This window comes from Microcystis sp. LE19-84.1B (assembly GCF_027531875.1).
Classification (GTDB): Bacteria; Cyanobacteriota; Cyanobacteriia; order Cyanobacteriales; family Microcystaceae; genus Microcystis; species Microcystis panniformis.
In genome coordinates this window covers 1-11,613 of the sequence record NZ_JAPZSR010000106.1, presented here as the reverse complement: position 1 = coordinate 11,613, position 11,613 = coordinate 1, and the positions used below count along the sequence as shown (strand labels likewise).

The window sequence follows — 11,613 nt, the reverse complement described above, 5'->3', positions numbered from 1 at the left end:
ATCAGTACGAGTGTCCTTAATCTTTGCGTGGATTTTAGCTACTCGTTTTCTGGCTTTTTCCCGTCGTTTACTTCCTTTCTGTTTTCTAGAAAGGTTTTTCTGTGCTTTTCTTAGTCGTTTTAATCGTTTCTTTAACGGTTTTGGTGCGTCTATCTTTTCTCCTGTTGAGAGGGTAGCAAAGGTAGCAATCCCTAGATCAATTCCCACGGACTCCCCGTTATTAGGAAGTATTTTGGGCTGAATCTCGACAACAAAGCTGAGAAAATAGCGATCCGCCGCATCTTTAATCACGGTGACACTAGAAGGCTTAGAAGGTAATGGACGACTCCAAACTATTCTTAGATCGCCGATTTTGGCTAAAGTAACGCAGTGCTGGTTAACGGTAAAACCATTGTCAGTAAATCTTGCTGATTGCTTAGATTTACGCTTCTTAAATTTAGGAGGTTTGACTTTTCTTCCTTTTCTCTCTCCCTTGCAAGATGCAAAGAAGTTAGAGTAAGCAGTCTCTAAGTCTCTCAAAGACTGCTGCAAAGGAATAGAAGAAACCTCGGTTAACCACTGTTTTTCTTCTGTTTTTTTGACTTGAGTTAGTCTTTTAGATAACTCAGTATATTTTGGCTTTTTCTCCCCTTGTCGATAGAGTTCTTGACAGTGAGCCAAGGTATCGTTCCAGACAACGCGCACACACCCGAACAACTGAGACAAAAGCCTCTTTTGTTGGTCTGTTGGGTAAATACGGTATTGATACCTCGCTTTCATTGGGTTAAGATGTGTGTGTCTGTACTCTATTCTAACTAGGTCTGTTAATAATGTCAAGTCAGTTGCGAAGAGAAAGAAACTCTGTTTCCGATCTAAAGATACACTTGGTCTGTGTGACAAAATACAGAAGCAAGGTTTTTACTGGTAAAAGTCTGACTTTGGTTGAAAAATCTTTTAGGGAAGTTGCGGAAAAGATGAATTTTCAGATATTGGAATTTAACGGGGAGTCCGATCATGTACACGCATTGATTGAATACCCGCCGAAACTTTCTATTTCTGTAATAGTCAACTCTTTAAAGGGAGTCTCTAGTCGTAGGTATGGACAAGCTGGATATCCCAAGCCATACGGGAAAGACGCTCTTTGGTCGCCCAGTTATTTTGTATCTTCTGTAGGAGGTGCGCCACTGGAAGTTCTTAAGTGCTACATCAAAAATCAGGAAAAGCCGTCGTAAAACGACGGGGTTTTAACCCAAATTTTCGATAAAAACCCCTTATGAGTCTATAAGAGTTTTTGTTATCTTGTTGACCTGAGATAACAAAGTAGATAACAAGGAAAAGCATTGATATATATAATGTTTACCCACTTTGTTATCTTGTTACCCGATTTCCTGATTCTCGTTTTTTCTTGTCTTACTGTTGAGACTGATTAACCTTTTCTACCCCTACTCTTTTTTTCCTCTATAGACTGCTAACAAGGATTACAAACTCTGAAAGCTATACATAGCAAGAGTTTCGCTTGTTACCCTATAGGATAACAAGCGAAAACAAGGAAACACTGGTATTTTTGCTTATTCACGAGAGAAAAGTTGAGGACATCGTTTTTTAGCGTTTTCAAGGATTTTCCTTGTTGCCTCATTATTTGAATAATCACGCAAAATATTGATTTCCTCATACTGTGACCTCGGATTTCCGTTTTGTTCAACGGCATACCTGATCGCTCTTGCAGTTTCCCCTAGTGTCAGTCCAGATTTAAGATACTGACAAGTTCTTTTCTCAAGGATTTCTGTGGTTTGAGCATCAAGAGACAGTGCCACAGTAGGCATCATCCCTAGAAACAATAAGCTTAGAATAATTTTTCTCATTAACTTTAAAGTAATTTTCTAGGATTTTACCACTCCTGAATCAGATACTCGATAGGTTAGTACAGGTGGGTATTCGTGAATATAAGTTCTAATCACGCCATTGATTGAGTCGGCATGAATATACTCCCCATTACCCAAATAGATGCCCACATGACCATTTATTCCTGATTTACGAAAAACCAAAACATCTCCTTTGCACAGATCGCCTTCAACTCTATCTAATAACTCGATCGAGGCCCAACAGTGTTCGGCCTCGATCGATTTCTTCGGTTATGGGAAGTCTGGTGGGCTGCCGGGTTATCTTGAAGAGAGTTAGCAGTAGTCTCAGGAGACAATAGATTATGACTTGGCGCGGCTCAACCGATACAAAAGATCGCATTTTTGCAGCTTTAGTATATCTTTTACCCTTATATTCCGCTTTTGCCTTCGGTATCTTTATCTTTCGGCAAATCCCTTTTTTAGGAGCGGCCTTAGCAATAGTTTTAACTCCCTTAGCTTTTCTCTATAGTTCTCTGGGAAGCTTTGGCAGTTTAATTATCTTTTTCGTCCTCTTTTTGGCCGTGGTACGCAATCCCCGCATTAGTCATTTTATCCGGTTTAACACCATGCAGGCGATTTTAATCGATATTTTGGTGTATTTATTGGGATTGGCCTTAGGTTTCGTCGCTAGGGGTTTAGGGGCGAATTTGGTGGTAGAAACTCTTTTTAACGTCGTCTTTTTGGGAGCATTTGCCGCCTGTGTTTACAGCATTATACAGTCGGTTATCGGCAAATACGCCGATATTCCCACAATTTCCGATGCAGCCTATTCCCAAGTGGGGGGTTAATTCAGCTTGAGTTTGTCCCCTTTTTCGGCTACAGTCTCTCCAGAATCAATGCGTTCGCTGCCAGGCCACATCTATGAGTCCATTTAAACAGACGCTACGGGAACTCAACGCTCAGAAGGGAAAAATAGCCGCTTCTGTGGGCAGAAAAACGCCTAAACGGGTTAATCGTTGGTTTAAATGGCTTTCTCCCGGTCTTTTTGTCAAACGCTGGCTTTTAATTAGTTTAACCGGGGTTTTTCTCACCTCCTTCGGTTTGGCTATTTGGGTAAAATTAACCCCGGTTAATCGCTTTTTAGAGTTTGTTTCCCAAGCATTAGAAACGATCGCCCGTTTGGTTCCTAATTCTGTTTCTGGGCCGCTGGCGGTTTTGCTGGGTGTCTTTTTGTTATTCTGGGGTCAGAGTCGCACCGTCGAAACGATTACAGAAGCACTACAACCGGACGCATCAGAGGAATTAGTCGATCGCCTACGCACCCATCGTCGTCTTCATCGCGGCCCGAAAATTGTGGCGATCGGTGGCGGTACCGGTTTATCGACGCTTTTACGCGGTTTAAAACAGTATAGTTCCAATATCACCGCTATTGTCACCGTAGCTGATGATGGCGGTTCTTCAGGCCGATTACGCCGGGAAATGGGCATTTTACCCCCGGGGGATATTCGCAATTGTATCGCCGCTTTAGCCGATGAGGAAAAGTTATTAACGGAATTGTTTCAATATCGCTTTCATGCCGGGGATGGTTTATCGGGCCACAGTTTTGGTAATTTATTTATCAGCGCTATGACCGAGATTACCGGCGATCTGGAACAGGCGATCGATGCTAGTGCCAAAGTTTTGGCCATTCGCGGCAAAGTGCTACCTGCTACCCTTACCGATGTTAGTCTCTGGGCCAAGTTAGCCGATGGGCGCATTATTGAGGGAGAATCAAAGATAACCGAAGCTATGGGGCAAATTCGTCAGATTGGCTGTCATCCTGCCGATCCGGTCGCTTTACCGGCTGCTTTAGCGGCAATCAAGGAAGCAGATTATATTATTATCGGGCCGGGTAGTCTTTATACCAGTATTATCCCTAATTTGTTGGTTCCCGCAATTCGTCAGGCCCTAGCAGAGGTGACGGTTCCCCGCGTCTATGTTTGTAATATTATGACCCAGCCGGGGGAAACGGATAATTATTCGGTGGCAGATCATTTGCGCGCGATCGAAGGAGTCTGTGAAGAACGCGTCTTTGATGCGGTTTTGGCCCAAAGAACTGCACCATCGCCCCAATCCCTACAATTATACGCCCAAGAGCATAGTCATCCCGTCTTTTTAGATCGCGAGGAGGTGGGAAAAATGGGTTATCGCATTGTTTTAGCGAATGTAATGGTAGAAGATGAAGTTACTGCCAAAGTTCGTCACGATCCCCAACGTTTAGCCCGAGTTTTATGGCGCTGGTATGCTAAAAAGTGAAACTTCGTTTTCGGTAGTCGGTCGTCGGTCGTCAGATTTGAGTTTTCAGTTCACTGTTTACTGTTTACTGTTCACTGAAAAAATCTCCCCCCGGGTGCATCCCACATTTGCAGAAATACCGACAATCAGCAATTATCAGTGACTATTAAATTAGTACAAAAATATGAACAATCGCGTGTAAGCATCCCACCGAAAAGCTAATGCGCTCCGGGGTTTGGGTCGGGTTGATTCATGAATTAACCCTACTATGAATTAACCCTACTATGAATTAACCCTACTATGAATTAACCCTACTATGAATTAACCGTACCCACTCCCCTCTCCTATACCTTTTAATATCAATCCCTTCCATGTGCGCCATGGTAGGCTGCACCGAGGTACAATTCCCCTACTTTCGGGTTATTGAGTAAATCTTGACCCGATCCCTGAAAACGATCTTGACCACTTTCTAAAACATAACCTCGATCAGACATCATTAGGGCTTTTTTGGCATTCTGTTCCACTAAAATAATGGCAGTTCCCGTCTGATTAATCGCTTTTATCTGTTCAAAAACGCTGGTTACTAAGATAGGAGATAAAGCTGCCGAAGGTTCATCGAGAATTAATAAATCTGGTTGCAACATCAGCGCTCTTCCCATGGCTAACATCTGTCTTTCTCCTCCAGATAAAGTGCCAGCTTTCTGACGACGGCGCTCAAGCAAACGAGGAAACATGACATAAATGCGCTCTTTTAAAGATTTTATATTTCCTTTGCTCGTAAAAGCCCCCATTTCCAGATTTTCTTCAATGCTCAGGGATGGAAAAACATTAGCAATTTGGGGAACATAACCCATACCGAGGGGAACGATTTGATTAGATTTCCAACCAGTGATATTTTTTCCCTTAAAAGTGATGGTTCCAGCACTGGGTTTTAATAAACCAAAAATCGTCTTAGCGAGGGTGGATTTTCCCGCACCATTGGGACCGATAACTGTGACTAATTCCCCCGGTGCAATGCGAAAGTTAACCCCTTGCAATATGTATAAATCCTGCACATAACCAGCATAAACTTGTTCAACTTCTAAAAGATAATCCATGGCGAGGTAAAAAGGAGAGAGTAATATGAATTATGAATGGGGAAGTGGGGAAGTGGGGAAGTGGGGAAGTGGGGGAGTGGGGAAGTGGGGAAGTGGGGAAGTGGGGAAGTGGGGAAGTGGGGGAGTGGGAAGCATTTTCAGTAATCAGTAAACTGAAAACTTACATCTGATAACTTAAAACTTACATCTGATAACTGATAACTGATAACTGATAACTGATAACTGATAAATTAGGGAGTTTTTTGTAAATCGGGACGTTCTTCCGGCAGAATTGCACCTTCGACGGGACATACTTGTAAACAGATACCACAGTCAATACAAGTGGCAAAATCAATCCAATACCAATCGGTTCCTTTAACATTTTTACCTGGTCCCGGATGGATACAAGCAACAGGACAAGCGGAAACGCAATCAGCAACCCCTTCACAAATTCCAGTGACGATCGAATGTGGCACAGTGTTTTCTCCTCTAATTCTTAACATTACTTTACCACTTTTAGTCGCTGCCGCGCCAGGATCGGAGCATTGTTAGGAAACTTTCCCTTAATTCCCTAAAACATTGGGAGTTTTTTCTTGATCTTAGCAAGAAGTAAAATAGAAGTTTTCGATAGGGTTTTTACTATTCCCTTACGGGAGGACAAATAGTTAATTTCTTCCCGTAATTCCTGATTATTTTTCTGGAGATAGTTATGATTATTATCTAATTCTTTTAGGGATATTCCCATCCCTTGCATAGTATGATAATCTTGCTGTTGTTTCAGATACATTGTCTGTTGTGCTTCCTGTAATTTTCTTAACTCTAACCAGACTTGATTCTGACTTGATTCCTTAGTTTCACTGAGCGCATACCAGAGAAAATCAGTGATTTCTTCCGCTATTTTTTGATTAACTTCAAAAAACTCGATAATATCAATTTGTTCCCTGGAAATTTTTGGGTATAACCTTCTTAAATCTTGGGCAATATCAGAGGAAAAAGCGATGATTCTAGAAGCGGATAAAATTGCATAGTGTTTTTCTAAATTCACTGGTAAATTGCCGTTTTCTTCTGGGAACTCAGAAGCAAGAAAAAGTAGAGAAGGAGTGCTTAGGGGACTGGTATAAAAAGTGGAAATAAATAAATTAGCCTGTAGGCGATCGCAAATAGCTTGGACTTTTCTGGCATCCTTTCCCGTACAATTATAATCGTAGGATTCTGCGGGCCAATATTTAAATTCTTCCCATCTTGGTGCGGTATTATTTCTATCTAAAATAACAATATATTGACTCAATTCTAATTGACTCCAATACTCTAGAATTGAAGACCAAACCCCGGCTAATTTTCCTTGATCGATTTGAAAAATTACGCCATCAATAACAATAATTGGGGGTTTCTTCTGGGAGATAGCTTGAATTGTTTGTAATTTTTCTCGCTCCTCTTCCTGTAAAATTATGCCTAAATCTTCCATCTTAACTGGATTGGTTTTAACTTCTAACTCCTTAATGTCTGGGTGAGGAATTTCATGGATTTTACATACTTGATAATGTTCCTCTAATGCTTGACCATTACTGCCATGTTCTAAGCCTTGGAGATTTAAATAATATAAGCCTAAAATCTCAGGAATCAAAGCCATTTTTTCCCCTTGACTGCCGATTCTTAACCAAAATTCGTAATCACCAGCACAGCGAAAATTTTCCTGAAAATAACCATATTTATCGTGCAGCATTTTTCGCCACATTGGTTGAGAACCCACACAACAACCTTGACGCATCTGTTGATAGGAGTAATTTGGCCAATTCCAATGTTTTAAAGCTGGGGTAGTGGCAAAAGTATCATTTTTGATTGTAGTAATTAATTGATCGGCATAAACTAAACTAATCTCTCTATTGTTATCTAGATAATTAGCCATAATTTCCAGAGCATTAAAACAGCGACGATCATCAGTATTCCCATTGGTGATATAGAAACCCCTAGCTAGTTTAATAGCACGATTCCAAGCGCAGTAGAGGGTTTCTCGTTCTCTAGTTCTCTGGTAAATAATATTAGGATAATTTTCTTGAAACTCTTGGATAATCTCCCCTTCATTCTCTGGAGAAGCACTATCGATAATAATAATTTCTACTTCTCCCTTTTCATAAAGAGTTTGAGTAACTAAATCCTCTAGACAACCCTGGATAAACTCCGCTGATTTATAGGTAGAAACAATTACGGAAACTTTGATCCTCTGCACGGGGATAGAGTTATTAAAACTAGGCTTCATCGGCTTATCTGATCGCAATTCAAGACAGAAAAATTTTTTGATAATTTTGAAAAAGAAGATTTTAAGACTCTATATTCGATCGGGAGAATTGTCAAGGTGTTATCGACTTTTACTGAAGATACCAGTTTATTTACCTTTTGCTTGTTAGTTGGCATAATAAAAAACTATAATGGGAAGGCTGTGGAAAATGAGCAACAATGACCGTATCTTCCTCCCTAGACTGGTTAACCCGTGGAACCAGTGATTTATTCCCCCATCAACCCGACTCCCAAGAGCCTAGGGAAAATTTAACCCAACTACTGCAAACTACCGATCGCCCTTTAAGAATTAAACTAGGTATTGACCCCACCGGCAGCGATATTCACCTAGGTCATAGTATCCCTTTTCGGAAACTGCGTGCTTTCCAGGATGCTGGTCATGTAGCAGTGGTGATTATTGGTGATTTTACCGCTAGAATCGGCGATCCGACCGGAAAATCGGAAGTTAGAAAACAATTGACGAGCGAAGAAGTGAGAGCTAATGCCGAGAATTATCTGGCACAATTGCGCCCAATTTTAGATTTTAACACCCCTAATCGCCTAGAAATTCGCTATAACTCGGAATGGTTGGGGAAATTAGACCTCTCGCAAATTCTCGAACTCCTCTCCACCATGACCGTCGGGCAAATGTTGGCAAAAGAAGGCTTTTCCGAACGCTACGACCAGGAAAACCCGATTTTTCTCCATGAATTTCTCTATCCCTTAATGCAGGGTTATGATTCCGTCGCTGTCGAGGCCGATGTCGAATTGGGAGGAACCGATCAAAAATTTAATATTGCCGTCGGTCGCGATTTACAGAAGTATTTCGGCAAAAAACCGCAATTCGGGCTACTTTTACCGATTTTAATCGGAACCGATGGCAGTCAAAAAATGTCCAAATCCCTGAATAATTATGTGGGATTGCGGGAATCGGCCCTGTCCATGTACTCGAAACTGGAAAAAACCCCCGACGCTTTGTTAAAAGATTATTACGAACTATTGACAAATTTGCCCTTAGATGCTATTGCGAGCAATCCGCGGGAGGCACAAAAACAACTGGCGATCGAGGTAGTTGCCCAGTTTCACGGAGAAGAGGAGGCATTAAAGGCACAAAAAACGGCGCAGGAGATAGTTCTACAGGGAAATACGGCAGCAGCTGCTTCTGTACCCGAATTTTCCCTAGCAGCGGTCACTTTTCCCCTGAAATTATTCTATCTTCTCTCGGCCACCAGCTTATGTAAAAGTAGCGGCGAAGGGAGAAGACAGATTCAGGGGGGTGCGGTGAGGATCGATAGCGAGAAAATCACCGATGTGGACAAAAGTTTTGAGACAGCCGAAGCTTTAACGGGAAAAGTCCTACAGGTGGGCAAAAATAAATTTATTCGCTTTGTCGCTTAAATAGGCGAAAAAGTCCCTATTCGGCGGCTTTTTCCAGGATTTCTACTTCAAAATCTCGAAAATGGGCTTTAAACTTTTTACTGAACTCGACGAGGACGGGTAGGTTGGCGCTAACCGGCCTACCACGCCATTCGGTGACAAACGCTTTCACCTCTCCCTCTAGTCCTTTCACGTCAAAAGGATCCGATTTGTGTTCAGGATGGTGATAAACTACCACGGACTCAATTACACGAACTCGATCGCCAACTTTCATAAACTCTCTAGCGAAGACAAACGCCTATTGTATCTTTGAAGACAATCTTATCATTGTACGCTATACCAGGGAAAGGGGAACTGAAAACTCTTAAGATTGAAACCTAGAGCCTGAGCTTTGACGATACTTTTGTTCGTAAGCAGCAATACTGGGAGCAACCTAAGCGTCACCTGTTGTGCAAGGCTGACGGCTAAAAAACTGATAACTGCTCACTGATTTGATAGCATGGGGGAAAACCTATAGAGGGTTAAGCGGTATGAGTGACTATAAAGATTCTTCTTCCATGCGCTATTTCCTGGCAGGATTAAAACCCTTTGCCCAACCTTTATTTTGGCTGCCGTTAGGAATATTCTCCTTGGCTCTAATTGGTTTGTGGGTATATCAACAGAACCCTGAATGGTTGGGTTCGGTATTAGATACCCCAGGAATGTCCTTGGAGGAGCGGGAAATCCGGGCTAACCAGATTACCGATACTCCTCTCCCCAGTACTGTACCATTGCCAGCCATTCCTGCCCATAATAATACCGCCCGCCAGAACAAACCGGCCTCGACGCAGCCTTTTAATCCTTTAAATACTAATCCCGATAACAACCAGAAACCCTCCTTATTTGCGCCGTTAATGCCGCAGACTAAGCAAAATCAGGCACCGAATGCTAGTAAAAAAAGTCTGCAACCGATTCAAGTGCGACCGATTAGTGGCGACACTAGCAATTATCCTTTACAAAGGGAAATCGAAAATCGCTCGCGGACTGCTAACTTGAATAATTCTCCTAATCTCAACCCCGGGGGCAGCCCGAATCAAGTTAACCCCCAGGGAAATTATTCCCCTGAACAACAAAATGTTCAACCCCTACCCCCCCAGAACAATGCCAACCCTAACCCGGTCCCTGGCTCTAGCAACCAATCCAACTATTATCAACCCCCTGTATATCAACCCCCCGTCTACGGCAGTCAAACTAACGTCACTGGTTATCCCAATCAGGGAATGCCACCCAACAATAATGGCACCCCCAATCAAGTTCCCCCTCAAAGTATTAACCGAGGTTTCTCCATCCAACAACCCATTAATACCAGGTCTTCTGGTTACTAGAGGAACTTAGCTATAAGCTTGCAGGAACTCTAATAAAATCGGATTAACTATTTCTGGGGCCTCATCCTGGGGACAGTGGCCTAAACCAGCTAAGGGGATAAACTGTTTTACTGTCGGGAATCTTGCTAATTCTTGGCCTAAGGACAAGGGTTCCCAGGGATCTTCGCTACCCCAAAGCAGAATCGCTGGACAGGGGAGAATCGGCAGCAGGTCTTCTGGCAGTGGGCCGCCGGAATAAGCGGTAAAAGCGAGGAAAACCTCGATCGCTCCTGGATCTCGGGCGGGTTTTAGGATTATTTCTACTAATTCCTCCGTTACCGCTTCCGAGCGCCGATAAGCTTGCAGGAGAATTTTACGCACTGTCTGGGGTTTAGCGATTTGTTGGAAGAAAAAAGCCCCAATTGCTTTATTTTTGAGAATTATTTGGGCAAAATCTGCGCCTAAACGACGATACCAGGGTAATTCCCCCCGTTTTCTTTCGTGCAGTAGTCTGAGGGAACAATTAATTGCCGCTACCCCAAGGACAAAATCGGGATAATCGACGGCAGCCTGCATAATGGCCACACAACCGATGGAATTACCCGCCAAAAAAGCAGCACCCCCCACCACTTCCCGACAAAAATCGGCAATTTGCGCCCCCCAAGTCTCGAAAGTGTAATCGATCTCGTTTTGCGGTTCGGGTTTGTCGGAACCGCCAAAACCAATTAAATCTAGGGCAAAACAGCGACATTTTTCGCCTAAAACGGGGATATTTTTCCGCCAATGTCCCCAAGATGCCCCAAATCCATGCACAAGCACGATCGCAGGTCCCGTCTCCCCCGCACTTTGATAGGTGATTTTGAATCCCCGCCAATGCCAAATTTTTGCTTGTGTCTCTAATCCTAGAATTTGTTGCATACTTTTGTTTATCTGTAAAGCATTTGTTGCTTTTCTTAATATATACTGTCAGGAAAGAAGCATTAAGCGAATATTTTGAAGCATTTTTAGAAAACGGGTTTCTTTGAGAAACCCGTTTTCTTGTAATAAATGTTAATTTATGTTACAGGGTCTTGAAAAATTGGGGATTGTTGCCACAAAATAGCCGCAGTAATCTTTCTAGGTCAATGTCATGACTTCTATCCTTTGGCCGATTTTTCCTGCCTTTTACGATGTTTTGTTCGATTTAGCTCAATCTGATGGATTTTGGGCGAATTTCGCAATCGCTGTAGGTTAAGGGGGTGAGATCATAACAATCCGTTGCCAAAACCGACTTTTCAGAATACAATAGGGACGAGTAGTCATTCATCGCTCAGATTAGTTAAGATGACATTACATGACTAATAATATTGACCATGACCGCTTATTTAAGGAGTTAATCTCCACCTTTTTTGTCGAATTTATCGAGTTATTTTTTCCTCAATTGATGGATTATTTAGATAGAAACTCGAT

The 11,613-nt window shown here is 42.4% G+C and carries 14 protein-coding genes and 1 pseudogene; 7 read left to right on the top strand and 8 right to left on the bottom strand.

Features of this window, described 5'->3' with window-relative positions; all coding sequences use genetic code 11:
* A partial coding sequence (locus tag O9324_RS06310) for an RNA-guided endonuclease InsQ/TnpB family protein (RefSeq protein ID WP_288139754.1) occupies positions 1-759 on the bottom strand: 759 nt, incomplete at its 3' end.
* 50 nt (positions 760-809) lie between these two features.
* On the opposite strand from O9324_RS06310, the gene tnpA reads away from it, so the two are divergent.
* Positions 810-1,211: an IS200/IS605 family transposase gene (gene tnpA, locus O9324_RS06305; protein WP_288139753.1), complete on the top strand. Its 402-nt coding sequence runs from the start codon at positions 810-812 to the stop codon at positions 1,209-1,211.
* Between the two features lie 336 nt (positions 1,212-1,547).
* On the opposite strand, the gene O9324_RS06300 is transcribed toward tnpA, so the two are convergent.
* Together O9324_RS06300 and O9324_RS06295 are read right to left on the bottom strand one after the other, a co-directional pair.
* Positions 1,548-1,841 (bottom strand): hypothetical protein, encoded by a 294-nt coding sequence (locus O9324_RS06300; protein WP_002767180.1) that lies wholly within the window; start codon positions 1,839-1,841, stop codon positions 1,548-1,550.
* An 18-nt stretch (positions 1,842-1,859) separates the two neighbouring features.
* Complete coding sequence (locus tag O9324_RS06295; protein WP_288139755.1) at positions 1,860-2,042, bottom strand: NlpC/P60 family protein; 183 nt, start codon at positions 2,040-2,042, stop codon at positions 1,860-1,862.
* Positions 2,043-2,182: 140 nt separating this feature from the next.
* Between O9324_RS06295 and O9324_RS06290 the strand changes: the two genes are divergently transcribed.
* Positions 2,183-2,668: a Tic20 family protein gene (locus O9324_RS06290; protein ID WP_288139752.1), complete on the top strand. Its 486-nt coding sequence runs from the start codon at positions 2,183-2,185 to the stop codon at positions 2,666-2,668.
* A 73-nt stretch (positions 2,669-2,741) separates the two neighbouring features.
* Positions 2,742-4,115, top strand: coding sequence for a gluconeogenesis factor YvcK family protein (locus tag O9324_RS06285; RefSeq protein WP_288139751.1), 1,374 nt, complete (start codon positions 2,742-2,744; stop codon positions 4,113-4,115).
* 338 nt (positions 4,116-4,453) lie between these two features.
* Here O9324_RS06285 and O9324_RS06280 read toward each other — a convergent pair whose 3' ends face one another.
* Complete coding sequence (locus O9324_RS06280; protein ID WP_288139750.1) at positions 4,454-5,191, bottom strand: ABC transporter ATP-binding protein; 738 nt, start codon at positions 5,189-5,191, stop codon at positions 4,454-4,456.
* A 25-nt stretch (positions 5,192-5,216) separates the two neighbouring features.
* On the opposite strand from O9324_RS06280, the gene O9324_RS06275 reads away from it, so the two are divergent.
* Positions 5,217-5,342, top strand: a complete 126-nt coding sequence (locus tag O9324_RS06275) for a hypothetical protein (RefSeq protein WP_288139749.1) — start codon at positions 5,217-5,219, stop codon at positions 5,340-5,342.
* A gap of 79 nt (positions 5,343-5,421) precedes the next feature.
* Here O9324_RS06275 and O9324_RS06270 read toward each other — a convergent pair whose 3' ends face one another.
* Entirely contained in the window at positions 5,422-5,646 is a 225-nt protein-coding gene (locus O9324_RS06270; RefSeq protein WP_016516721.1) for a ferredoxin family protein, read from the bottom strand.
* Positions 5,647-5,741: 95 nt separating this feature from the next.
* On the bottom strand, positions 5,742-7,427 hold the full coding sequence (locus tag O9324_RS06265; protein WP_288139748.1) for a glycosyltransferase: 1,686 nt from the start codon (positions 7,425-7,427) through the stop codon (positions 5,742-5,744).
* Between the two features lie 197 nt (positions 7,428-7,624).
* On the opposite strand from O9324_RS06265, the gene tyrS reads away from it, so the two are divergent.
* Positions 7,625-8,842, top strand: a complete 1,218-nt coding sequence (tyrS, locus tag O9324_RS06260) for a tyrosine--tRNA ligase (protein WP_193960962.1) — start codon at positions 7,625-7,627, stop codon at positions 8,840-8,842.
* Positions 8,843-8,858: 16 nt separating this feature from the next.
* On the opposite strand, the gene O9324_RS06255 is transcribed toward tyrS, so the two are convergent.
* Positions 8,859-9,095 carry a ferredoxin-thioredoxin reductase variable chain gene (locus O9324_RS06255; RefSeq protein ID WP_002767193.1) on the bottom strand — a complete coding sequence of 79 codons (237 nt, stop codon included), beginning with the start codon at positions 9,093-9,095 and terminating at the stop codon, positions 8,859-8,861.
* A gap of 256 nt (positions 9,096-9,351) precedes the next feature.
* Between O9324_RS06255 and O9324_RS06250 the strand changes: the two genes are divergently transcribed.
* Positions 9,352-10,185, top strand: coding sequence for a hypothetical protein (locus O9324_RS06250; RefSeq protein WP_288139747.1), 834 nt, complete (start codon positions 9,352-9,354; stop codon positions 10,183-10,185).
* 6 nt (positions 10,186-10,191) lie between these two features.
* Here O9324_RS06250 and O9324_RS06245 read toward each other — a convergent pair whose 3' ends face one another.
* Positions 10,192-11,082, bottom strand: coding sequence for an alpha/beta fold hydrolase (locus tag O9324_RS06245; protein WP_288139746.1), 891 nt, complete (start codon positions 11,080-11,082; stop codon positions 10,192-10,194).
* Positions 11,083-11,497: 415 nt separating this feature from the next.
* Here O9324_RS06245 and O9324_RS06240 point away from each other — a divergent pair.
* Positions 11,498-11,613, top strand: a pseudogene (locus O9324_RS06240) (flagellar assembly protein H); the annotation flags it as partial.